At 59.7% G+C, this 23,380-nt stretch carries 26 protein-coding genes; 15 read left to right on the top strand and 11 right to left on the bottom strand.

Annotated elements, in window-relative coordinates; genetic code table 11:
* Positions 1-300 precede the first annotated feature (300 nt).
* The 6 genes from HYP802_RS0110590 to HYP802_RS0110565 all read left to right on the top strand — a co-directional run bounded on the left by HYP802_RS0110590 (position 301) and on the right by HYP802_RS0110565 (position 5,569).
* Positions 301-1,563, top strand: a complete 1,263-nt coding sequence (locus HYP802_RS0110590) for an ABC transporter substrate-binding protein (protein ID WP_024275698.1) — start codon at positions 301-303, stop codon at positions 1,561-1,563.
* A 56-nt stretch (positions 1,564-1,619) separates the two neighbouring features.
* The gene (locus HYP802_RS0110585) at positions 1,620-2,603 is read left to right on the top strand and encodes a YVTN family beta-propeller repeat protein (RefSeq protein WP_013947246.1); all 984 of its coding nucleotides are present in this window, start codon (positions 1,620-1,622) and stop codon (positions 2,601-2,603) included.
* Positions 2,604-2,628: 25 nt separating this feature from the next.
* Positions 2,629-3,408 carry an ABC transporter ATP-binding protein gene (locus HYP802_RS0110580; RefSeq protein WP_013947245.1) on the top strand — a complete coding sequence of 260 codons (780 nt, stop codon included), beginning with the start codon at positions 2,629-2,631 and terminating at the stop codon, positions 3,406-3,408.
* A complete protein-coding gene (locus HYP802_RS0110575; RefSeq protein WP_013947244.1) occupies positions 3,408-4,427 on the top strand; it encodes an ABC transporter permease in 1,020 nt (339 codons plus the stop codon). The genes HYP802_RS0110580 and HYP802_RS0110575 overlap by 1 nt, the downstream gene beginning before the upstream one ends.
* Before the next feature lie 19 nt (positions 4,428-4,446).
* Complete coding sequence (locus HYP802_RS0110570) at positions 4,447-5,109, top strand: hypothetical protein (protein ID WP_244420994.1); 663 nt, start codon at positions 4,447-4,449, stop codon at positions 5,107-5,109.
* A 220-nt stretch (positions 5,110-5,329) separates the two neighbouring features.
* On the top strand, positions 5,330-5,569 hold the full coding sequence (locus HYP802_RS0110565; RefSeq protein ID WP_013947242.1) for a hypothetical protein: 240 nt from the start codon (positions 5,330-5,332) through the stop codon (positions 5,567-5,569).
* A gap of 260 nt (positions 5,570-5,829) precedes the next feature.
* Here the strand turns inward: HYP802_RS0110565 and kdsA are convergent, their stop codons facing one another.
* The gene (gene kdsA, locus HYP802_RS0110560; RefSeq protein ID WP_024275697.1) at positions 5,830-6,696 is read right to left on the bottom strand and encodes a 3-deoxy-8-phosphooctulonate synthase; all 867 of its coding nucleotides are present in this window, start codon (positions 6,694-6,696) and stop codon (positions 5,830-5,832) included.
* A gap of 112 nt (positions 6,697-6,808) precedes the next feature.
* Positions 6,809-6,898: a pyrroloquinoline quinone precursor peptide PqqA gene (gene pqqA / locus HYP802_RS22280; protein WP_013947273.1), complete on the bottom strand. Its 90-nt coding sequence runs from the start codon at positions 6,896-6,898 to the stop codon at positions 6,809-6,811.
* Positions 6,899-7,315: 417 nt separating this feature from the next.
* Between pqqA and HYP802_RS0110550 the strand changes: the two genes are divergently transcribed.
* Positions 7,316-7,570 carry a hypothetical protein gene (locus HYP802_RS0110550; RefSeq protein ID WP_024275696.1) on the top strand — a complete coding sequence of 85 codons (255 nt, stop codon included), beginning with the start codon at positions 7,316-7,318 and terminating at the stop codon, positions 7,568-7,570.
* A gap of 83 nt (positions 7,571-7,653) precedes the next feature.
* Here HYP802_RS0110550 and HYP802_RS0110545 read toward each other — a convergent pair whose 3' ends face one another.
* The gene (locus tag HYP802_RS0110545; RefSeq protein ID WP_245261486.1) at positions 7,654-8,046 is read right to left on the bottom strand and encodes a polymer-forming cytoskeletal protein; all 393 of its coding nucleotides are present in this window, start codon (positions 8,044-8,046) and stop codon (positions 7,654-7,656) included.
* A gap of 131 nt (positions 8,047-8,177) precedes the next feature.
* On the opposite strand from HYP802_RS0110545, the gene HYP802_RS0110540 reads away from it, so the two are divergent.
* Complete coding sequence (locus HYP802_RS0110540) at positions 8,178-9,431, top strand: hypothetical protein (protein ID WP_024275694.1); 1,254 nt, start codon at positions 8,178-8,180, stop codon at positions 9,429-9,431.
* A 4-nt stretch (positions 9,432-9,435) separates the two neighbouring features.
* Here the strand turns inward: HYP802_RS0110540 and HYP802_RS0110535 are convergent, their stop codons facing one another.
* The 7 genes from HYP802_RS0110535 to tpiA all read right to left on the bottom strand — a co-directional run bounded on the left by HYP802_RS0110535 (position 9,436) and on the right by tpiA (position 15,601).
* On the bottom strand, positions 9,436-9,945 hold the full coding sequence (locus HYP802_RS0110535) for a hypothetical protein (protein WP_024275693.1): 510 nt from the start codon (positions 9,943-9,945) through the stop codon (positions 9,436-9,438).
* Positions 9,945-11,273 carry an ATP-binding protein gene (locus tag HYP802_RS0110530; protein ID WP_197022723.1) on the bottom strand — a complete coding sequence of 443 codons (1,329 nt, stop codon included), beginning with the start codon at positions 11,271-11,273 and terminating at the stop codon, positions 9,945-9,947. The genes HYP802_RS0110535 and HYP802_RS0110530 overlap by 1 nt, the downstream gene beginning before the upstream one ends.
* 44 nt (positions 11,274-11,317) lie before the next feature.
* A complete protein-coding gene (locus HYP802_RS0110525) occupies positions 11,318-12,946 on the bottom strand; it encodes a CTP synthase (RefSeq protein ID WP_024275691.1) in 1,629 nt (542 codons plus the stop codon).
* 105 nt (positions 12,947-13,051) lie between these two features.
* Entirely contained in the window at positions 13,052-13,636 is a 585-nt protein-coding gene (locus HYP802_RS0110520) for a hypothetical protein (RefSeq protein WP_024275690.1), read from the bottom strand.
* A 106-nt stretch (positions 13,637-13,742) separates the two neighbouring features.
* Positions 13,743-14,120 carry a preprotein translocase subunit SecG gene (secG, locus tag HYP802_RS0110515; RefSeq protein ID WP_024275689.1) on the bottom strand — a complete coding sequence of 126 codons (378 nt, stop codon included), beginning with the start codon at positions 14,118-14,120 and terminating at the stop codon, positions 13,743-13,745.
* Between the two features lie 144 nt (positions 14,121-14,264).
* Positions 14,265-14,825, bottom strand: a complete 561-nt coding sequence (locus tag HYP802_RS0110510) for a hypothetical protein (protein WP_013947233.1) — start codon at positions 14,823-14,825, stop codon at positions 14,265-14,267.
* Positions 14,825-15,601 (bottom strand): triose-phosphate isomerase, encoded by a 777-nt coding sequence (gene tpiA / locus HYP802_RS0110505; RefSeq protein ID WP_013947232.1) that lies wholly within the window; start codon positions 15,599-15,601, stop codon positions 14,825-14,827. The genes HYP802_RS0110510 and tpiA overlap by 1 nt, the downstream gene beginning before the upstream one ends.
* Before the next feature lie 223 nt (positions 15,602-15,824).
* Between tpiA and HYP802_RS0110500 the strand changes: the two genes are divergently transcribed.
* Positions 15,825-17,714 (top strand): SurA N-terminal domain-containing protein, encoded by a 1,890-nt coding sequence (locus HYP802_RS0110500; RefSeq protein ID WP_013947231.1) that lies wholly within the window; start codon positions 15,825-15,827, stop codon positions 17,712-17,714.
* A 7-nt stretch (positions 17,715-17,721) separates the two neighbouring features.
* Positions 17,722-19,281 carry an anthranilate synthase component I gene (gene trpE, locus HYP802_RS0110495; protein ID WP_013947230.1) on the top strand — a complete coding sequence of 520 codons (1,560 nt, stop codon included), beginning with the start codon at positions 17,722-17,724 and terminating at the stop codon, positions 19,279-19,281.
* On the opposite strand, the gene HYP802_RS0110490 is transcribed toward trpE, so the two are convergent.
* The gene (locus HYP802_RS0110490; RefSeq protein WP_013947229.1) at positions 19,270-19,683 is read right to left on the bottom strand and encodes a hypothetical protein; all 414 of its coding nucleotides are present in this window, start codon (positions 19,681-19,683) and stop codon (positions 19,270-19,272) included. The two genes, trpE and HYP802_RS0110490, sit on opposite strands and share 12 nt — an antisense overlap.
* A gap of 110 nt (positions 19,684-19,793) precedes the next feature.
* Here HYP802_RS0110490 and HYP802_RS0110485 point away from each other — a divergent pair, with 110 nt between their 5' ends.
* From HYP802_RS0110485 to moaC, 5 genes are all read left to right on the top strand, one after another.
* Entirely contained in the window at positions 19,794-20,306 is a 513-nt protein-coding gene (locus HYP802_RS0110485) for a histidine phosphatase family protein (RefSeq protein ID WP_013947227.1), read from the top strand.
* A 132-nt stretch (positions 20,307-20,438) separates the two neighbouring features.
* Positions 20,439-21,035 (top strand): aminodeoxychorismate/anthranilate synthase component II, encoded by a 597-nt coding sequence (locus HYP802_RS0110480; protein WP_013947226.1) that lies wholly within the window; start codon positions 20,439-20,441, stop codon positions 21,033-21,035.
* Positions 21,036-21,089: 54 nt separating this feature from the next.
* Positions 21,090-22,088, top strand: coding sequence for an anthranilate phosphoribosyltransferase (trpD, locus tag HYP802_RS0110475; RefSeq protein ID WP_029670921.1), 999 nt, complete (start codon positions 21,090-21,092; stop codon positions 22,086-22,088).
* A gap of 3 nt (positions 22,089-22,091) precedes the next feature.
* Entirely contained in the window at positions 22,092-22,889 is a 798-nt protein-coding gene (gene trpC, locus HYP802_RS0110470; RefSeq protein ID WP_013947224.1) for an indole-3-glycerol phosphate synthase TrpC, read from the top strand.
* Positions 22,886-23,380, top strand: a complete 495-nt coding sequence (gene moaC, locus HYP802_RS0110465; RefSeq protein ID WP_013947223.1) for a cyclic pyranopterin monophosphate synthase MoaC — start codon at positions 22,886-22,888, stop codon at positions 23,378-23,380. The genes trpC and moaC overlap by 4 nt, the downstream gene beginning before the upstream one ends.

Raw genomic sequence — 23,380 nt, 5'->3', positions numbered from 1 at the left:
GTTTCCACGTAACTGAGCGGATTCATACAGTAAGAGGAGCATCGCGCCCGGCCGAAGCGCTCTAAGACTGTAGGTGCCCGCTAACCCCCCGCCATTGCAAGAGGTTCACCCGCCGTTTGCATAGAATGACTGGTCACAAACGCGCGAGGCGAAAGCCTCCAGCTTGACAAGGCGGCCAACGGCCCCCTTTTAGCAACACAGTAACACTTTGACGCCCGAGAGCTTCGCTGCCGTGTGCTGCGAGGCGAATTGGAGTTTGATCATTTGCCCATTGCAACTCCCGGCCCTTTCATACGCTTGATGTCATCCAAAACAGCTATTTTCGGCGTCTTTTTCACGGCTTTTGCGGCCGCCAGCGTTGCTTTTGGCAATTATGCTGCAGCGCAAACGACGCCGCAGCCTATCCCGATCCCGACGCAGACATCGCAACCGCAAGGTGCGGTTATCCAGATGCTCTACGTGAAAGAGGACCGGGAAAAGGAGTTGCCTCTTTCGCTCCTCGATCAGCCCAACGCCGATGACGGCATCGCGGGTGCCAAACTCGGCATCGCCGACGACAACACGACGGGCCGTTTTCTCAACCAAACCTTCAGGCTCGATGTCATCGAGGGCAGCGACATCGACGACCTGATCAAGCAGGCGACCGACAAGGTCGCCGCCGGCAACTCTTTCATCGTCGCCGACATGGGACCGGACTCACTCTTGAAGTTTGCCGATGGCATGAAGGGCAAGCCTGCGCAGATTTTCAACGTCGGCAACCCGGACGATCGCCTGCGTGAGGAAGACTGCCGCGCCAATGTCCTGCATACGGCGCCGACACGCACGATGCTGGCCGATGCACTCGTGCAGTATCTGGTCTGGAAGCGCTGGCCGAACATGCTGATGGTCATCGGCCCGAGCGCCAACGACCAGCTTCTGGCCGATGCCTACCGCCGCTCAGCGAAAAAATTCGGCGCAAAAATCGTCGAGGAGCGCAAGTTCAACGTCGACACCGGCAACCGCCGCGCCGACGGCGGATTCGAGCAAATCCAGCAGCAAATCTCGCAATTCATGCAGGGGGCCAAGGACCACGACGTCGTCCTCGTTGTCGACGAAGACCAGATCTTCGGCGACTACTTCCCCTATCGGACCTGGGTTCCGCGTCCGATCGTCGGCTCTGCGGGCCTCGTTCCCGGAAGCTGGCACCCAGCGCTTGAACAATGGGGCGCGACCCAGTTCCAAAACCGCTTCAAACGTTTGACCGGCCGCATCATGCGACCGCTCGATTACGACGCTTGGATTGCAACGCGTGTCGTCGGCGAAGCGGCATCACGGACGCGGTCGACCGACTTCAAAACGCTGCACGACTTCATTCACTCGCCGAAATTCGACGTTGCCGCCTTCAAAGGAGTCGCTGTTAGCTTCCGCGGCTGGAACGGCCAGCTCCGCGAACCGCTGCTCGTCAGCACCCAGAAGATATTTGTCAGCGTCTCCCCACAACCGGGTTTCCTGCATCAGTTCAGTCTGCTCGATACGCTCGGCATCGATAAGCCGGAGACCAAGTGCAAAACCTATACGCAATGATCCGCAGTCGTTCGCGCGCCCGTCATTCGGCGCGTATTTCTCAACCGGAGTTTAGAATGTCGCGACTTTCAACGCTCATGCCCGCGCTGGTCACCGCCGCGATTGCATCTTTCGGCGTGACGCCTGCCGACGCCTATACGGCTTACGTCACCAACGAAAAAGACAACACCGTCTCGGTCATCGATACCGACAAACTCGAAGTCATCAAGACCGCAAAAGTCGGCCAGCGCCCGCGCGGCATCGTCATGTCGAATGACGGCAAGTGGATCATCATCTGCACGAGCGACGACAACGACGTGAAGGTCTACGACGCAAAAACGCTCCAATACATAAAATCTCTTCCGTCGGGACCCGATCCGGAATTGCTCACGCTGCACCCCGACGGGCGTCGCCTTTACATCGCCAATGAGGACGACAACCTCGTAACTGTCGTCGACATCCAAACCTCGAAGGTCATCACCGAAATTCCCGTCGGCGTCGAACCCGAGGGCATGGGCATGAGCCCGGATGGCAAAGTGCTGGTCAATACGTCTGAAACGACGAACATGGCCCACTTCATCGACACCACCACGCACAAGCTGTTCGACAACGTCCTCGTCGATAGCCGCCCGCGCGTCGCAATGTTCAATTCGGCCCAGACCCAGCTGTGGGTGTCATCTGAGGTCGGCGGCACGGTGGCGGTAATCAATCCGGCTGATCGCAAGATCATCGCCAAGATCAACTTCTCTATCCCGGGCATCGAGCAGGAAGCGATCCAGCCGGTTGGCATCCGCATCACCAAGGATGACAAGATCGCCTTCGTCGCGCTCGGCCCAGCCAACCGCGTGGCCGTCATCGACACGAAGACGTTCAAAGTTTTGAAGTATATTCTGGTTGGCCAGCGCGTCTGGCAGATGTACTTCACCCCCGATGGCAAGCTTTTATTCACGACCAACGGCGCTTCGAACGATGTGACCGCCATCGACGTTGCCAACTTGAAGGCGATCAAATCGATCAAGGTCGGTCGCTATCCCTGGGGCGTCGTGGTCTCGCCGAAGTAACGAACGAAAAGGACTGAATACAATTATGGCATCGACTGTCACGGCCGAAGCCGAGCAAACGCCGGCCCTCGTCGTCAACGGCGTGAGCCACAGTTTCGGTGACCGGAAGGTTCTCGATCGCGTCTCGCTCACTGTCGAGCAAGGCGCGTTCGTCGTGCTGTTGGGCCTCAACGGTGCAGGAAAATCGACGCTGTTCTCGTTGATCACGCGCCTCTATGACAACGTCACCGGCGAAATCTTCATTCGCGGGTTCGACGTCCGCAGACGGGCGTCGCAGGCGCTGCAACGCCTCGGCGTCGTCTTCCAGAGCCGCACGCTCGACGTCGATCTGACGCTGATGCAGAACATGAAGTACCATGCCGCCCTGCATGGCTTCGCTGGCCGCGAGGCGACACGGCGCGCGCAACAAGCGCTGGAGCTCGTCGGACTGGCGGATCGCGCCAACGAAAAAGTCCGCGCGCTGTCCGGCGGTCAGGTCCGTCGCGTCGAGATTGCGCGCTCGATGATGCACCGTCCCGATCTGCTGTTGCTCGATGAGGCAACCGTTGGCCTCGACCTCGGCTCGCGCGAAAGCGTCCTGAAGATCGTCCGCGATCTCGTCGCCAAGGAAAAGCTCGGCGTTTTATGGGCGACCCACCTGATGGACGAAGTCTTGCGCACCGATCAGGTCGTCATTCTGCACAAGGGCGTCATTCTCTATAACGGCCCGGTACCGCAGCTCCTGACGCTGACGGGAACGTCCAGCGTCCGCGAAGCGTTTCGCACGGTGACGGGAACCAAAACAACGATCGAAGAGGCCGCCTGATGTCATCGCAAGCGGCGACCACGAGTCCCGATAACATTTCCGCCATGTATCACGGCAGCGAGGACGACGCGCGCCGCCGTCTTGGCATCGCGGGTTATTTCGCCTGCTTCAAGGGCATCGTCTGGCGCGAGATTCTTCGCTATCTGCATCAGCGCGAACGGTTCCTGTCCGCCCTTGTTCGACCGTTGATCTGGCTTTTCATCTTTGCCGCTGGCTTCCGCCAGACGCTCGGCATTTCGATCATCCCGCCCTACCAGACCTATGTCCTCTATGAAGAGTTCATCGCACCTGGCCTGATCGCGATGATCCTCCTTTTCAATGCCATGCAGTCGTCGCTATCGATGGTCTATGACCGCGAGACGGGTACGATGCGGACATTGCTCGTCAGTCCGTTTCCGCGCTCGTTCCTGTTGCTTTCGAAGCTGCTCGGCGGCGTGTGTGTTGCTCTGCTGCAAGCCTACGCGTTCATGCTGGTTGCATGGTTCTGGGGCATCGAGCCACCGCCCATCACCGATGTGAAGCTCTTTACGTTCTACGATCCGCCGACCTGGGCAGGCGGTGTGATCCCGACCATGTCCGATCCCGTTACGACCTCACTCTTCTCGTTGCCCGACTTCATCCAGCCGTTTGCAGGTTACATAACTGTAATTCCCGCAATCGTGCTGGCGGGTTTAATGCTGGGCTCCCTGGCCCTCCTGATGTCGTCGGTCATCAAGCAACTTGAGAATTTTGCGGGCGTCATGAATTTCGTGATCTTTCCGATGTTCTTTGCGTCGTCCGCGCTCTACCCGCTGTGGCGCATCCGCGAAGCGAGCCCTGCGCTTTTCGAGATCTGCCGCCTCAATCCGTTCACGTATGCAGTAGAACTCATCCGCTTTGGGCTATATGGACAGGTCGATACCGTGTCCCTTGCCATCGTCGTCGGCTGCACGATCGTTTTCCTTGCCGCGGCGGTATTTGCCTATAATCCCTCGAAAGGGTTGATCGCTCGGCGCGGCGGCCCTGGAGGAGCAGCCTGAGGTTTGATTGACAATGAAAATGAACTTTCTCCGTCGCGCCGCCCTGGGAACCGCATTCGTTATGCTGGCACCGCTGACATGGTCCGCCGTATCGCCCGCATTCGCCGATGAACCGGACAAGAATGAGTGGCCGTGCGTTTACCGCAAGGTGCCGATGCTGTCGGCGGCCACGATCTGGGATGGTCCCGAAATCACAGACACGAAGAGCTGGCGGAACGACGAAAAAATCCGCACGCTTTCGCAGTATCTGATCTCGCGTCGCATCAAGGAAGAAGACGCCGAAGCCGCGATCAAAAAGTATGCCGCCAGCATTCCCGCTGATCAGCGCGACGCAAAGCTGACGGAACTCTTCTCGGCCGTCCTGACCCGCACCAACGAAAACCGCAAGGTCGTGATGTCGGGTATCGAGCGCTTCCATAAACGCCAGATGGAGCGCGCAAAAGAAATTGAGGCCGAAGGGCTGCAGCTTCCGCCGGAAAACGAAATGGGCATAACCGACGAGTCGAGCGGACCCGCCGGCGAAATTTCAAAGCTTTCGAACAAGCAGGAAAAATACAAATGGGAAATTCGCACCTTCCAGGAGAAGCAGGCGAACATCCCGATTGCGTGTGAAATTCCCCAGCTGATTGACGAACGCGCCGGCGCCCTCGCTCGTGCCATTCGCGCCGAGATGAAAAGCTAGGGCGCTCGTTTTCAACCATCAACGGCTCTATTCGGGTGGCGCGGCGGGTGACGCGCCGCCCGATTTTTTTATTCACGCTTCGTTAGCCTTAACGCGTCCTTAACCAAGGTTGATGCACTGTCAACACATCGGCTCTCGCCGCCGGTTCTGTTCCGGCCCCGAAGCCAACACCGCAAGTGAAACGTGTCGTCATCCCTAGTCTCGCGTTGTGAGGTTGACCATGCACCAAGAACTTGTCTCGCGTGCCCTTGCCTACGTCTCCTGCATTTCGACGATGAGCCTGCTCATGACGTCGATGGCGATCGCCGCCATCAACGTCGGACGAACGTCGCTGTCTTCCTGCGCCCAGCATGCCTGCGTTGCCGGCATCATGGTCACGAAGGACGGACAGTTCGGCGCTCTCACGAGCCCCGCTCAAGTCAATGCGTTGGCTACTGAGCTCTGGTCCGCCAAAGCCTGAAAAACGAATACTCTCGCCGATGCGGATGCAAAAGCCGATCGCGACGGCTCGTGCGGAAACGGCGGCAAGAGGGAAATGCCCAAGGCCACTACGACTTTGAAGCACTCTTGAAGTCACGACCCGCATAGAAAGCATGCCGTCCGGGCGCACGGACGGAAGTCACTCGATACACGACAAGACCAAACGAAGCCTTTTGGTCGTGCTCCGAACCGGCTGGAGCGGAACCAAAAGAGCTAGGCACGTACAGAAGGGCGCGAGCTTCAGGTCTGGCTCGCGGCCTTTTGTGCTTTGACGATGTTGTCGATCGCCTGCAGTTCGGCAATGAGCGCACCGAAGTCTTTGAGCGCAACCATGTTCGGGCCGTCGGACGGCGCCTTATCCGGATCCTGGTGCGTCTCGATAAATAACCCCGCAACGCCCACGGCCACCGCAGCCCGCGCCAGCACCGGCACGAACCGCCGATCTCCGCCCGACGACGTCCCCTGCCCGCCCGGCTGCTGCACGGCATGGGTCGCATCGAAAATGACCGGAGCACCGGTTTCCGCCATTTGCGGCAGTGCCCGCATATCGACGACGAGCGTATTGTAGCCGAAGCTCGACCCGCGCTCCGTCACCAAAACATTCGGATTGCCCGAGCCCGTTACCTTGGCGACGACATTCTTCATGTCCCAGGGCGCGAGAAATTGCCCTTTCTTGATCTTGACGACACGCCCGGTCTTAGCTGCCGCGATGAGCAGGTCCGTCTGCCGGCACAGGAATGCCGGGATCTGCAGGACGTCGACCACCTCGGCAACAGCCGCGCATTGCCCAACTTCATGCACGTCGGTCACGACGGGCAGCCCGAACGTCTCGCGGATTTCAGCGAAGACCGGCAACGCAGCCTCAAGCCCGATGCCGCGCCGCCCCGTCAGCGATGTCCGATTGGCCTTGTCGAAGGACGATTTGTAGACGAGGCCGATTCCGAGCGTCTTTGAGATTTCGCTTAGCGCCGCCGCCATCTCCAGCGCGTGCGCCCGGCTCTCCATCTGGCAAGGCCCGGCGAGCACCGCAATCGGCGCATCATTCGCAAAGCGGACATCTTTGACGCGCACCTCGCGAGCAGGCTTTAGGGTCTCATGCTGTGTCATGGCGAGGGTTATAGCCGCCGACACGGCCGTCCGCGACCCCCGACACCGAGTTCCCCAAAACAAAAACGGCGACCCAAGGCCGCCGTTTTAGGAACCAAAAGGTTCGAATTCGTTAGATCAGGTCGATCTCAGCCGGAAGGTACGACGTAACTTCCAGACCAACTTCCTGCTCGCGAACTTCCGGCTTCGTCCAGGTCTTCATGGTGTGTCCTCCACGTATTCCGACAGGTTTGTTCCTGTTGCGAACTCACATAGTTAGATAACTGCCAAAATTCCAATCTCTTTTCGCTAACGCCGCTCAAACTTTTCGTGATCACGAAATGGTGATGCGTTATATCGTTTCATTCGCTGAGCTTTTGAATCTGCAATCGATTTCCCGTCACCGATGCAATGCGATTTTGCAACAACCCTGGCCTGCAAACGGACTTATTTGAGGTTGTTTGAACGCGTCGGCGATAACCACAGGGAGGCAGTCAGGTGTGCTCCTGGAGCGTCAGCCGGGCCGCTCACAATGCCATTAAAACCCGTTGTCGCCTCGACGGCGCATCAGACATGGTAAGGCTGCACGGCAAGCCGCGACTCGGGAGGCGGCAAAAATAAATAGGTGAGGACTACGAAGATGTTCGAAAAATATCCTTGGCTGGAACCCGTTCTGCTCGGTGCAGTGATCGTATTCATCCTCGATCTCGTGGGGAACTTGGTTTCATTCTCGAACCGCGTGCTGAACGCTCTCGCGACGGCAATCATATTCGCCATCGTTTTCGGCGGCCTGCTCTACACCGGCATCCTGACGCTCGACGTGACGACGGTCACGACCGAGACACCTGCCACCACCGCTCCGGCTGCGCCAGCCGCTCCGGCAACGACGCCATAACGCGCGTCTGAGAAAACCGATTGTACGACATGCGATCCCGGCGCCGATGCGCCGGGATTTTTGTTTCGCAAGGCAACGCGCGATTACGAAAGATCGGGCGTGACTTCGCTGGCGTCCTTCGCTTTCTTGACGCTACCTTCGAAGTGCGCACCCTCGGCGATCGTCAGCTTTTCCTGCACGATGCTGGCTTCCACCACCGAATGCTCATGCAGAATGACGTTCGAGCCTTTCAGTTCGCCTTTGACGCCGCCCTGAATGGCAATCGTGCGCGCGGTGATGACACCTTTGACGTGTGCGCCATTATCAACCGTCACGGACTCGCCGTGAACGTCGCCCTCGATGTGGCCCTGAATCAGCAGCGAGCCTTTGGTCTTTAAGATAAGCTGCTGCCCGAAGATCGAAATATCCGGCCCAAGGATAGATGTCGGCCGGTCGGGGGACACGGATGAATAGCCTGAACTCGGATTATTCGACACGATTCCCATCGGTCCGGAAAATCGCGGCGGGGCCGCTGGTGTTGACGTTTGTCGTGCCGTTTCTGCTCGTGACTCGCGACTGAACATAAAAACCCCCTCGGATTGATCCACTCTGAACATAAGAAAAGGGCATGTCCCGCTTGGAAAAGAAGGGCACGCGATTGCAGCGGCACGAGGGCATGAACGGCGCAAATCCACATACGGTGCGAACGATGGGCAGCTTGCGGACCAAAATTCGAAATGCATTCGCGAGCGTGTGCGCTGCGGTTGCTTTCGTCGCGCTCTCCCCTGTGCCCTTTAACGCGCACGCCGACGACCTCACGCAGCAGATAGCCGATTACAGGCAGAAGCTGGCAATCTACAAAGCAGCGCGTGCGGCTTATGACGAGTTGGCCGATCCCTACTGGACGGTCGTCGAAAGCAAACGGAAACGGCGCATCGCCAAACAGCGAAATGGCGAGCAACCAACTGCCGCCGATTACGTGCTCGAACAGCCGCCGCTCTATACCGGGCCTCCGAAGCCCATCAATCCTGAAAGTCCGCGCGCCGAAGGCGAATATGTCCCCGTCGCCGCCGACTTCCTGGAACAAGCGCAGGCATACTTTGGCTTTACGCCGGACCAACCATCATCGGACGATGCCTACCGCCGCGCCTACGCGCGCGCAGCGCTTGCGGCAGGCCTGACGCCAGAGCAGTGCGTGAAAGTCTACGCCTTTGAATCCGGCGGCAACGGCGGCTACGCCGTGCAGGCAGGCCTCGAATACGATCGCCCCGGCGCGCGCGCCATCACGACTGCCCTTGGTTACAACCAGCTTCTCACCACCAACAGCATCGAGCTGCTTGCGGAAGCGGGTGACAAGATCCTCGCGGCGTTGCGCGCAAAAGTGCGAGATGCCAGCGGCCCGCGCCAGGCCAACCTCGAGGACAAAATCGCCACCCTCAAACGCATGATCGCCTTCAGCCGCAGCGTACCGGATCGCTGGTCCGCCCACGCCCGCCTTGCGCGCACGTCGAAGGGGCTGGCCATCCACGCGCTCATTCTCGATGTCGACGTCGGACCGCTGCTACAGGTCCACAAACTTTTGACGTCGGTCAACTACGCGAAGCGGAAGGGTTATACGGCGCCGCTCACCGCCGCCGAGCTTGAAATGATGAACCTGACCGGCGACGGCAACGGCTTCGACATGGTCACGATGTCGGACGCGCTGCGCAAGAAAGTTCCAACATCGAACTTCTTCCAGCAGGGCGGCTACGAGCGAAACCCCGTCGCCATCCGCAACAACACGGTCGCGAAGCTCTTGGCCGCAACCGATGCCAAGATGGAAAGCGAAGCGCAATTGCCGGGTGCCAAGGCGTTGGCGGCGGCGTTTGCGGAGACACTGTAATTGTTTAATTTCGTCGACGCGGGATCATAGGCTTTTTTCTCGGTTCATATGACTTAAGGCCTAAATCGCCGGTAACAATTTCGACATCGAAACCACCCTTGGCATAGAACTCAGCTACATCCATGATCGTGGCATCCCCGAGAGATGTCTTAGCTGCAGCAAGCGTAGGCCAATTATCGGCTAGACTATTGAGTTTCTCCGCCGTCCAAAGATCGGCCTGCTCGATAAACGCCGCCCACGGGCTAGAACCATCAGCAGCCTTTTTCATATAGCCACCAAACGCAGTCGCGAGTTCAAATCGACCCTTTGGAGACTGCGCGATATGATTTCCAGTTTCAATTATTGTCGCTAAAGGAATAACAAAAGAGCTGCCTTTTCCTTTTTCTTCCTTAAGCAACTTGGTAACACGCTCCTTATCCCATTTATCGCCGTCTGGCCCACAGATTTCCTTGCCGGGAATCTCGAGCAGGCAACACAATACCGACGTGTCTAATATTAATACACGCAACGGCATTAGAGATCTTCTCCGACCGCCTTCTCTAGTGCTTTCTCGATTAGACCCTTACTCGAAATCCGTCCCACCGGCCCCTGTGCCAAGAGTTTGGGCAATTGCGCGATGTCCTCCAGCAAAGTTAGTTCGGTTGTTCCAGACCGCGCATCCCTATGAGCAACTGTAATAAAAGGAATCATTTCGGTTCCCATAGCATCCAGTAGAGCTGGATTGTGCGTCGTGACCATCACGTCGACAGATCTACTCTTGCCAATTTTGCGAAGGACCGTCAGCAAAAGATTCGAACGCGAGGGATGCAACCCATTATCGACCTCCTCTATCACAAGCAAACTGCCCGGAGGGCGAGTGAGAAGCGCAGTCAGGATTGCAAGAAAACGCAGTGTCCCATCAGACATACCGCGCGCATCCACAAGCGTATTTTTTTTTGAAGAGCCATAATGTTCCTCGCAATAAAGCATCGCATCTGAAGCGAACTTGCCCACAGCTTCAGCATATACTTTGACAATTTCTTTTTCTGGCAATTGAGACACGTATTCCGTAAGTGTCTTTTCTATCGTCGCTTTTTCTCTAGGCGGCAATGCCGCAAGAACTCCCGCGATGTTGCCCGCGTCTGGGTTCAACTTCTCAGAAAGCACCGAAAAATCGCGCATATGCGAAGGAATGGGATCAAGAATGAATATATTTCTCAACGTCCCTAAGACTCTTTCGATTCCTTCCTGAGTCTCAGCCAGCGTGCTTTGCCCATAAAGCTGCATAAGAACACTGATGGCGCGACTCAGCTGCCGCTTAGTTCCACTTTTAGCATTATAAAGGCGAGCAGTGACTGTTGGAGAATCCGTAGTAACCGGATCAGTAGAAAAAAGGGTTATACTGGACGCTGCACCCAAACGCTTTCCTGATTTGTTTTGCCGAAATTTGGTTCGCAGCAATTTCTCTGACACAAGCTGGCACTGCTTGCTACTCACCTCACATTCAATTTTATATTCTAAGTCTTGTCCCTCACCAACGCGAACCGTTGCACTGATCGCAAACGTGGTGCCCGGCCGCCGCGGCGCCCATTCCAGCCCGCCGCGGAGTTGTGTTAAGGCGCCATCACCCTGCAAAGCCGACGTCAACAACGCACCACTTGCGATGCGAGCCAGAAACGACAAGGCGTCCAAAACGTTCGACTTGCCGCTCGCATTCGCTCCGATAAGAACAGTAAGTGGATCTATATTTAGCGTAGCCTTTTCGAGGCTTTTCCATTGCTCAACGGTGAGAGATGCTAACACGGAATGCCCCATCAAATACGATTTGTGTGAGATGAGTCTTTCAATGGATACGACAGCCATACTAACTTATAGTCACGGACAAAAGGCATGGAAAAGCCTTCGACCTACACCAACCGGCTCTGCACCACGGCCGCGGTGATGAAGCTCGCGAACAGCGGATGCGGATCGAACGGCCGCGATTTTAGCTCCGGGTGGTACTGCACGCCGATGAACCACGGATGGTCCGGGTATTCGACCGTCTCCGGCAGCAAACCATCCGGCGATGTGCCCGCAACGCGCAGGCCCGCTTTCTCTAGATCGGCGCGATACCGCATGTTGACTTCGTAGCGGTGGCGATGCCGTTCCGAGATGTCGTTCGACTTGTAAATGCTCGCGATCTTGCTGCCTTCCGCAAGCAGCGCCTCGTAAGCACCAAGCCGCATCGTGCCGCCGAGCTCGCCGCCCTGACGGCGCTGCTCAAGCTCGTTGCCGCGCATCCATTCCGTCATCATCGCGACGACCGGCTCTTTGGTTTCGCCGAATTCCGTCGAGCTTGCATCCTTGATGCCCGCGAGATTACGAGCCGCCTCGATGCACGCCATCTGCATACCGAAGCAGATGCCGAAATACGGGACACGCCGCTCGCGCGCGAACTTCGCCGCTAAGATCTTGCCTTCCGAGCCGCGCTCGCCGAAGCCGCCCGGCACCAGAATGCCGTGGACGCCTTCGAGATAAGGTGCGGGATCTTCACTCTCGAAGATTTCGCTTTCGATCCATTCGAGCCTGACCTTGACGCGATTGGCGATGCCGCCGTGCACCAGCGCTTCGTTCAACGATTTGTACGCGTCCTTGAGGCCGGTGTACTTGCCGACGATGGCAATCGTCACTTGGCCTTCGGGCTGGGCGACGCCGCGGGAGATCGTTTCCCAGCGCGCCAGATCAGGTTTCGGCGCGCCGGTGATGCCGAACGCGTGCAGCACCTCGCGGTCGAGGCCCTCACGGTGATACGCTAGCGGCACGTCGTAAATCGACGCGACGTCGAGCGCCTGAATGACCGCCTCGGGCCGGACGTTACAGAACAGCGCGATCTTCTTCCTCTCACCGACCGGAATATCGCGGTCCGAACGGCAGAGCAAAATATCGGGCTGAATGCCGATCGAGCGCAATTCTTTGACCGAGTGCTGCGTCGGCTTGGTTTTCAGCTCGCCCGCCGACGGGATGTACGGCATCAGCGTCAGATGGATGAAGACGGACGCGCCGCGCGGCAGCTCGTTACCGAGCTGGCGGATGGCTTCGAAGAACGGCAGTCCTTCGATGTCACCGACCGTGCCGCCGATCTCCGTTAGGACGAAGTCGACGTCCTCGTTCCCCGACAGCACGAAATTCTTGATTGCATCGGTGACGTGCGGAATGACCTGCACGGTGCCGCCAAGATAATCGCCGCGCCGCTCTTTCGCGAGAATGTCCTGATAGATCCGACCGGTCGTGACATTGTCCGACCGCTTCGCCGGCACGCCGGTGAAACGTTCGTAATGACCAAGGTCGAGGTCCGTCTCGGCGCCATCGTCCGTGACGAACACTTCGCCGTGCTGATAGGGGCTCATGGTCCCTGGATCGACATTCAGATAGGGATCAAGTTTCTTGAGCCGAACCGAATAGCCACGCGCCTGAAGAAGCGCGCCGAGAGCGGCGGACGCTAGGCCTTTGCCGAGAGAGGAGACCACGCCGCCGGTGATGAAGATATACCGCTGCATGGGCCTTGGTTGTGGCACACCCGCCCCCGGATTCGGAAGCGGTTTTTTTGCACCTTCACCAATAGAAAAGGTCGCAACGCTCAGAAGTGAAACAAACGGGCCACTCTAACTCCGTCCGCACTGCTGGGCGACCTCTTGTGTCGCGGCCGCCTGGACGTCGGGAGGAACGGTCTCAGACGCCAGCTCGGACTTGAGCTGCGCCGCCGTCTCTTTCGAGTTCCGCGCCGCGGGCGCGATCCCATCCCGTCCGTAGGTCACGTCGATCGAAACGACCCGGAGGTCGATCGGCTTGATGTCGATGACCTTGCCTTTGTCGGTCGTCTTTGTTTTTCCGCACTTGAACGTCGTCTGCGGCGGCGTCGCGGTAAACGTCTTTTGGTGCTGCTGGTCGCCGTAATCGGCCGCCGCCGCCATCGCGATCTTGCTTAGCCGGTCGGCAGGCGTGCTCGGCGAACCGGCAGCGGTGACATGGAGACTGCCATCGGAATTCTGCGAGATGCTGTATCCAGCCGGCGCAAAAAGGTTCGCAGCCTCATAATTGGTCACCGACGCTGTAGTGAGATCGCTCAAGCTCGAGCCGCATCCCCCAAGACTGAGAGCCGCGATGACGCCGGACGCGACCGCAAAAGCTGGAAAAAGCCGCGCAGCGCGCAGCACAGCCGAAAGCCTGCCCATGCTCATATCTACCATGATCAAGTCCCCCACACCGGCGCACATTCGCAGGGAACACTGCGAGGGTCCAGACCCTCGCGATCTATAGGCTCAAGTCACGCACATAAAACGTGCAGAAACCGAACTACTGGTTTTGCGGAACGAGCGGCCCGTGCGGCTGTTCGAGCTTGTCCAGAATACCGCCGCGGCCCGGCTCGGTCTTGCCGGCAGCAGGCGCCGAGCCGTTCGCAGGTGCCGCCGCACCGGGAACCGAATCGAACACCGATCCGCGCGGCGACGAATGATTAGCGAGCAACGTCAATAGGATGCTGGTCGTGAAGAAGGCTGCCGCAAGGCCTGCCGTGGTCCGCGTCAGAAGATTGGCGGTGCCCCGCCCCGTCAGGAAGCCGCCACCGCCGCCACCGCCGATTCCGAGGGCACCGCCCTCCGATTTCTGCAGCAACACCACGCCGACAAGCGTCGCGGCGATCATCAAATGAATGACGAGGAGTACGGTAGCCATGAAATCCGGTTCCAGAAATGTTCGGGTCGAGACCCGATGAGCGACGGGCTATACACCACCCTCGCCCAATCGGCCAGTCCTCAAATCCGCGCCGAAAAGCCGTTCGGACGCAGCTACGGGATATCGGTCATATATCTTATCAATTCAAGGTGATGCCCAGGGCAAAACCTCACCCTCCGCGACAGAGGAGCTTGCATTCGCCCCCTTGCTCGAGCCGGCATTCGACTCTTTGTCGCCAGCCTTCTTCGCCTTTGACGATTTCGTCGGTTTGCTTTTGTGAACGGTCTTTTTGGCCGCCTTCTTAGGGGCCGTGTCCTTGCCGTCCGCCCCTGCCGCCCCAGGCTTCGGCGGGTCCTTGGCAACCGGCGCCGTCGGATCGGCGTCGGAATTGATTTCGATCCGGGCCGCGGCCTCGCTGGCGCGCTTCGCCTCGGCGGTTACCTTCGCATCACGGCAGCCGAACTGAACCTGCTCGTCGAGCTCCAGATAGTGCTGGATCTCGCGCAACCGTTCCGGCGACAGGTTGGCTTTACCCCAGGCTGCGCCCTTGCTCATGTCGTTAAGGATGCCCGACTGCCGAAACTTGATCTGCTCAAGCCTCAAAGAGTTGCAGGTTTCCGGATCGAGCTTCGGCTTCGTGGCCCAAGCGGCACTCGGCGCAAGGACCAGCACGGCAACGAGAATGGTTCGGCGAATAAAGTGCATCAGACGTTCTCATATGCCCGAACTATGGCGAGAAAATCGCTCGCCTTAAGGCTGGCGCCACCGACGAGCGCGCCATCGACGTTTTCCACCGCCATCAGCGTCGCCGCGTTGTCGGGTTTGACCGACCCGCCGTAGAGAATGCGCATCACCTCGCCTTCCGCACCGAACTGTGCGACCAGGCGCGCGCGAATCGCTCCATGAACGTCTTTCACGTCGTCCGGAGATGGCGTCAGCCCGGTCCCGATGGCCCAGACCGGCTCATAGGCGACGACCGTATTCGCCGCGGTGGACGATTCCGGCATCGATTCCTCGAGTTGCCCACACACAACGGCGAGCGTCGAACCAGCGAGTCGCTCCGCATGCGTCTCCCCGATACAAACGATAGCAACGAGCCCTGCGCGGTGGGCGGCTTCGGCTTTCGCCCTGACGTCTGCACTCGTCTCGCGGTGATCGGTTCGCCGTTCGGAATGCCCAACGATGACGGCCGAGGCCCCCGCATCTCTCAGCATTTCGGCGGCGATATCGCCCGTATGGGCGCCTGACGGCTTCGGGTGACAGTCCTGCCCGGCGAGCAGCACCGGGCCGCTCCCCAGCGCCGCCGCAAACCCGGCAATCAGCGTCGCGGGTGGGGCGATCATCACCTCGGCAGGGAGCGACGCGAGCGGCCCTTGAAGGGCCTCCCGCACGGCCATCGCCTCACTGAGGCTCGCCTTCAGGCCGTTCATTTTCCAGTTTCCCGCAACCAGAGGCCGAATTCCGCGCCCAGTTTTCCCCATGCCGTTCCTCGTTTTGCGGACGCTAACATGCCCTCTTTAGAGGCTCACCCCAGTGAACACTCCGTAACCTCATCAGAGGCACCCTTGCAATCCGAAACGGCCTGGGCTTCATATCACGCCCATCCAACCCGCGCCCCGCGCGGAAACTGCCATTCGAAGCCTGCTGACCCTACGCCGTTCCGCGCGGCTGCGTCACGCTTCCATCAACGGGACGTCATTACCCATGCTCGAAGCTCTCAGACGCGGCGCCCAAACCCGGGTCGCCAAGCTGCTGTTCGGATTGCTCGTCATGAGCTTCGGCATCTGGGGCGTCCATGACGTGTTCAACGGCTGGGGCCGGGGCTTCGTCGCCAAGGTCGGCGGCACCGAAATTTCGGACGAAGAATTCCGTCGCACCTTCCAGAACGAACTCGACCGGTTCTCGCAGCAGGCCGGGCGCCGCATCACGGCCGAGCAAGGCCATGCGTTCGGTCTCGACCGCCGCGTGCTGGCGCAGCTCATTGCCGGAGCGGCCGTTGAGGCGCACGCCAAACAGCTCGGCCTTGCGATGTCGGATAAAACGCTCGTCGAAGGCATCCAGTCCGATCCCGACTTCCAGACCGACGGCAAATTCTCGCGACAGAATTTCGAATCGCTGCTGCAGCAAATCGGCATGAGCGAACAGGGCTTCCTCTCCCTGCGCCGCAAGGACGAGCTGCGCGCGGCCATCATCCGTTCCATGGTCGAAGCTCAGACGGTTCCCAAACCGCTGTTCGATCTGATGCACGCCTACAACCAGGAAAAGCGCGTCATCGAATGGGTCAAGATCGATCCCGAGGCCGTGACCGTTGCCGACCCGACGGAAGCCAAGCTCAAGGAACTCTACGACAAGGACAAGTCGAAATACATGACGCCTGAGTATCGCAAGATCCAGGTGCTCACCCTCGACGTCGACGCGTTGAAGAAGCAGATCAATATCACCGACGAAGATATCGCCAAGGCTTATGAAGCGTCCAAAGCGACCTACGATACGCCCGAAGAGCGCCGCATCCAGCAGATCTCATTCAAAGACAAAGCGACAGCCGAAGCGGCGTTGAAAGCCCTTCGAGACGGCACGAAGACGTTCGGCGACATCGCCAAGGAAACCGGCGCCAAGGACACCGACGTCGATCTCGGTCTCGTCGCGAAAAAGTCTCTGATCGACCCAAAGGTCGCCGACGTCGCTTTCTCGCTCGAAAAGGACAAGTATTCCGACGTCGTCGAAGGCCGCTTTGCGACGGTCATCCTGCGCGTCACCCAGATCGTGCCGGGGGTGACCCGCACCCTCGCCGACGTCAAGGATCAGGTGCGCGACAAGCTCGCCACCGAAAAGGCCAAGGCCGAGTTGCAGGACAAGCACGACGAGATCGAAGACAATCGCATCGCCGGCAAATCTCTGAAAGAGATCGCCGACAGCATGAAGCTGCCGTTCAAGGAAATTCCCGCGACGGATGCCACCGGGCTGGGGCCTGACGGCAAGCCCGTGATGGAGACGCCGAACCTTCGCAAGATCGTCTCACGCGCCTTCGCTCCCGACAGCAGCAACGACGACGCCGGCATCGAGCTTGGCGACGACGGCTTTGCGTGGGTCAACGTGCTTTCGACCGATGCACCGAAGCAAAAGACTTTCGACGCCGTGAAGGATCAGGTCAAAACCGATTTCATCACGGCCGAACGCCACCGCCTCATCGACGAACTCGCCAAAAAGCTTGCAGATCGTGTCAACGGCGGTGAACCGATGACAGCGATCGAGGAGGAAGCCAAGAACAAGGTCGAAAAGACAGATCCGCTCACACGCAAGACCATTCCGCCGAGCGTATCTCAAGGCGTCGTCACGCAAGCGTTCGCTCTGCCGCAAGGCAAGGCGAGCTATGGTCCGTCGCCGGACAACACGACCCAAGTCGTCTTCAAGGTCACCGAGGTCATTCCAGCGCCCCCGGCGTCGCTGACGGAAACCGATGAGCTGAACAAACAGCTCGATCGGGAACTCGCGAACCAGACGCTGACGGAATACACCGAAACGTTGAAAAAACAGCTCGGCGCCTCCGTCAACGAGGCTGAGTTGAAGTCGGCAATTGGCGTCAGCGACGAGTGAGAATGACGTGAGCGTCCTTTCGGCCCTACCCGCAACGGAAATCTGTCCGCCCGCAGATGCGTTCGCGCGCATCTACGATGAGGGCAAACCCCAGGTCGTCTGGACGCGCCTCATCGCCGACCTCGAAACACCCGTTTCAGCTTACTTGAAGCTCGCCGAGCATCGCGCGATGAGCTTCCTGCTGGAATCGATCGAGGGCGGCTCGGCGCGCGGCCGCTATTCCGTCATCGGTTTGGCCCCAGACCTGATCTGGAAAGCGAACGGCGACACCGCCGAAATCAATCGCTCGCCCGAAGCCAACCCTGATGCCTTCCAGCGCGACGATCGTCCGACGCTGCAATCGCTGCGCAACCTGCTGCAGGAAAGCGCCATCACGTTGCCGGAAGCGCTGCCGCCAATGGCCGCCGGTATTTTCGGCTACATGGGCTACGATACCGTCCGGCTGATCGAGAACCTGCCGGAAATGCTGCCCGACACGCTCGGCGTGCCCGACGCGATACTCATCCGCCCGACGTTGATGCTGATCTTCGACAACGTCAAAGATGAGATGATCCTGGTTTCACCCGTCCGGCCGCATCCCGACGTCCCAGCGGAAGACGCTTATGCGACGGCACTGAAACGCATCACCGCCGCGATCGATCGTCTCGAAGCGCCCCTCCCGCATTCGACATCAACGATGTCCCCAAGCGCCGCGCTGCAAGAGCCGCAATCGAACACCGCACCCGCCGAATATATGGCGATGGTCGCGAAGGCGAAGGAATACATCAAGGCGGGCGACATCTTTCAGGTCGTCCTCTCGCAGCGCTTCTCCGCACCGTTCGATCTGCCATCGTTCGCGCTCTATCGCGCGCTTCGCCGCCTCAACCCGTCGCCGTTCCTTTTTCATCTTGATTTCGGCGACATGCAGCTCGTCGGCTCGTCGCCCGAAATTCTCGTTCGTGCCCGCGACGGCGTCGTCACCATCCGCCCCATTGCCGGCACGGCCCGCCGCGGCGCCACCGATGCCGAAGACAAAGCTCTCGCATCCGCGTTGCTTGCCGATCCGAAAGAGCGGTCCGAGCATTTGATGCTGCTTGATCTCGGTCGCAACGATGTCGGCCGCGTCTCCGAGCCAGGCACCGTCACCGTCACCGACAAGTTCATCATCGAGCGCTACAGCCACGTGATGCACATCGTCTCGAACGTCATCGGCAAGCTCGACGAAAAAAACTACGACGCCATCGACGCGCTGATGGCGGGTTTTCCGGCCGGCACCGTGTCGGGCGCGCCGAAAGTCCGCGCCATGGAAATCATCGCGGAACTCGAGAAGGGCAAGCGCGGACCTTATGCGGGCTGCGTCGGCTATTTCTCCGCCAACGGCGAAATGGATACCTGCATCGTCTTGCGGACGGCCATTCTGAAGGACGGCATGATCCACGTGCAGTCCGGCGCCGGCATCGTGCACGATAGCGTGCCCGAGAACGAGCAACAGGAATGCATCAATAAGGCCATGGCTGTTGTTCGCGCCGCCGAAGAAGCCGTGCGCTTCGCATCGCGCGCATCGAACGTGCCGTATTCAGGTCGCTGATTTACCCGCCCCGCGCGGCTTTGCATCTGCCTTCCAACGCTTGGCCCAGGCCCGCTGCCACGGCGACCACTTCGGCCGCCACAGCAGGCTGACGATGCTGTGCCAGAGTGCATAGATCGGAAACCAGAACAGCACGCGGATCGGCAGCACCCCGAGCGCGAAAATCCAACGCTGCATCCGCTTCGAAGCTGCCGAGCCGTAGCGCTGCGTCCGGGTCTTGACCCAGCCCCGCACCTTCTCCTGCCCGAGCACGCGCTCGGCCACGCGCAAACCGATGAATGCGACGACCGCCAGCGGCAGCAGCAGCCACAGCACGATCCATAAAACTTGTACGATCACCCACCAGACGATGCTGGCGATGAGACCCAGGATCCAGAAAAGCGGCGCCAGAAGGTAATCCATTGCTGATGGACCTTGTCATGACGACGGCGCGAATCTATGGCCTATCGCTTAACGGCACGAGCGACCTGCTATAAGGTTCGCTCGTCGCACAACGCCAGCCCAAGGCCGAAATGCTGTCACTCGCCCTTCTGCGCCATGCCAAATCGAGCTGGGACGCCACCGACATCGACGATTTCGATCGGCCTCTGAACGATCGCGGACGGATGGCGGCTCCGTTGATGGGCGCGGCCCTTAAAGAGCTGAATTTCGCTCCCGAGCTTATTCTCTGCTCGTCCGCAAAACGGACCCGCGAGACGCTGGCGCTCATTACCCCCAGCGTTAAAGACGCCGAAGTGACGTTTGACGATCAGTTGTATCTCACCAGCCAAGAAACCCTCTACAGCCGCCTGAAGGCCGTCCCCGCCGGCATCAAACGGGTGCTAATGATCGGCCACAACCCAGGCATGCACGGCCTCGCGCTGTTTCTCACCGGAACCGGCGACGCCAAGTCCATTTCCCGCCTGGAAGACAAGTTCCCCACCTGCGCCCTGGCCGTTTTCTCGTTCGAGCAAACAAGCTGGCAGGACCTCCTGCCGGCTTCAGGGCATCTGGAAGCCTTCCTGACGCCTCGCGACCGCGCCTAAGCGTCCGCAGACCTGAACGCTGCAAACGTTGAAACGAAGGTCCTGATATCCATATTTTTCCGTGTCGCGCGCATGTCATGGTCTGCTAGAAGGACAGCGCGCACGTCGGATGTCGGCAGACCAAGGGCCAATATGCTGATCCTGATAGATAACTACGATAGCTTTACCTACAATCTCGTCCACTACCTGGGCGAGCTTGGCACCGAAAGCGTCGTCATTCGCAACGACAAGGTTACCGCCGAAGAGGTGTTGGCCCAGAAGCCGAAAGCCATCGTGCTGTCGCCCGGTCCCTGTACCCCAAACGAAGCCGGTGTCTGCCTCGACCTCATCAAGAAGGCGGGCGCGACCATTCCACTGCTCGGCGTCTGCCTCGGTCACCAAGCCATCGGCCAGGCCTATGGCGGCAACGTCGTCCGTGCGCCAAGCCCGATGCACGGCAAGCTGTCGGCCATCACCAATACCGGCAAAGGCATCTTCAAGGGCCTACCGGAACGCTTCGAGATCACGCGCTATCACTCGCTGATCGTCGACCGGGCGACACTTCCGGACTGCCTTGAGGTGACCGCCGAAACGGACGACGGCTTGATCATGGGCCTGCAGCACAAGTCGCATCCGGTGCACGGCGTGCAGTTCCATCCCGAGAGCATTGCCTCCGAGCAGGGTCACGCCCTCCTCGCCAACTTCCTCGACCTCGCAGGACTTGCTCCCAAGAGCCGCAAGGCAGCCTGACCCGTGACAGCAACCAGCACCGTCACAAATCCCGCGCGCGAACTGAAGCGCCTGATGAACCGCATCGCCGATGGCGAAACGCTCGGTGACGAAGGCACGCAACAGGCCCTCGACCTGCTGATGTCCGGGATCGCCCCTCCTGTCGCGATGGGCGCCTTTCTGATGGGCCTCCGTGTCCGCGGCGAGACGACGGAAGAGATCACCGGCGCTGCCAAGTTCATGCGCAGCCGCATGACGACGGTCGACGCGCCGCCCGGCGCCATCGACATCGTCGGTACTGGCGGCGACAGCCGCGGCACCTATAACATTTCGACAGCGGCAACGTTTGTTGCGGCCGGCGCGGGGGCGATCGTCGCGAAACACGGCAACCGCGCCGTGACATCCCTTTCCGGTGCCTCCGACGTTCTGGCAGCCCTCGGCGTCAAGCTCGACGTGCCGCCCGTCATGGTCTCGCGGGCCGTTGCCGATGCCGGTGTCGGCTTTCTCTGGGCGCCGCTCTATCACCCCTCGTTCAAGGCCTGGGCACCGATCCGCACCGATCTCGGCCTGCGGACGATCTTCAATCTGCTCGGACCGCTGTGTAATCCGGCGCAAGTGAAGCGCCAGATCCTCGGCGTCTACGACCGCAAACTCGTCGAACCGATCGCAGAGGTGCTGCGCAAGCTCGGCTCCGTTCATTCCTGGGTCGTACACGGCGCGGACGGCATGGACGAGTTGACGACGACCGGCATCACTCACGTTGCCGAACTCAAGGACGGCGACATCTACGCCTTCGACTTGACGCCGGAAGACGCGGGCCTGAAGCGCAGCACTATCGAAGCGCTGAAAGGCGGTGATGCGGCCACAAATGCTGCCGCTATCCATTCGCTGCTGCAGGGCGAGCCCGGCCCCTATCGCGATATCGTCGTGCTGAATGCCGCCGCCGCGCTCGTCGTCGCCGACAAGGCCGATGGGCTGCCGGACGGCATCGCCAAAGCCGAAGCTTCAATCGACAGCGGTCGCGCGGCTAGAGCGCTCGACCGCCTCGTCGCGGTAACGAACGACCGGATCTAAGCCATGGCCGACATCCTCGACAAAATCACCGCATACAAGCTCGATGAGGTCGCGCGCGCGAAGACCATCAAGCCGCTGCGCGTCATTGCCGAATACGCTCGCTCCGCACCGCACGTACGCCCGTTTGCCGATGCCATTGCGGCGAAGCATGCGAAAAAGAAACCGGCGCTCATCGCCGAGGTCAAAAAGGCCTCACCTTCGAAAGGCCTGATCCGCGCCGACTTCGATCCTCCTGCGCTTGCAAAAGCCTATGAGGCCGGCGGTGCGGCTTGCCTCTCAGTGCTGACCGATCGGCCGTCGTTCCAGGGTGCGCCCGAATTCCTGACGGCGGCGCGCGAAGCAACCTCGCTTCCCGTTCTGCGCAAGGACTTCATGATCGATACCTATCAGGTCGCCGAAGCCCGCGCCTGGGGCGCCGACTGCATCCTGATCATCCTCGCCGAAGTCGACGACGCGACGGCCCACGACCTCGCCGAAGCGGCGAAAGACTGGGGCATGGACGCCATCGCCGAGGTCCACAACGCCGCCGAGCTTGAACGCGCGCTAAAACTCGACTGTCGCCTAGTCGGCATCAACAATCGCAATCTCAAAACGTTCGAAGTGACGCTCAAGACGACGGAAGATCTGGCGCCGCAAGTGCCGGCCGATCGCATCATCGTCGGCGAAAGCGGTATTTTCACACCGGCTGATCTTGCGCGTCTTTCAAAGGTCGGCGTCAATACCTTCCTGGTGGGCGAAAGCCTGATGCGGCAGTCCGACGTGACGGCCGCGACCAAAACCCTGCTCGCGCCGGTGTCATGAGCAAGCTTTCGCACATCGACGACAAGGGCGACGCCCGCATGGTCGACGTATCAGATAAGGCTGTCACCGCACGTCACGCCGTCGCCGAAGGCTTCATCGCGATGCGGCCCGAGACGCTCGCTCTCGTCGAAACCGGAACAGCCAAGAAAGGCGACGTCATCGCTGCTGCCCGCATCGCGGGGATCATGGCGGCCAAGCGCACGCATGAGCTGATCCCTCTCTGTCATCCGCTCGCCATCACGAAGGCGACCGTCGATTTCGAAATCTCGCATGCGCCGACCGGCATTCGCGTCACGTCGGAAGTGAAAGTATCCGGCCAGACCGGCGTCGAAATGGAAGCCTTGACGGCTGTTTCCGTCGCCTGCCTCACGCTCTACGACATGCTGAAAGCCGTAGACCGCGGCATGGTCATCAGCGACGTGCGCCTCGTAGAAAAAAAGGGTGGCAAGTCGGGCACCTACAAAGCCGGTCTCCGCCCGGCAGGCGGCTGA

The sequence above is a fragment of the Hyphomicrobium sp. 802 genome, from assembly GCF_000526135.1.
Lineage (GTDB): Bacteria > Pseudomonadota > Alphaproteobacteria > Rhizobiales > Hyphomicrobiaceae > Hyphomicrobium_B.
This window is presented reverse-complemented; position numbering and strand designations above follow the sequence as displayed.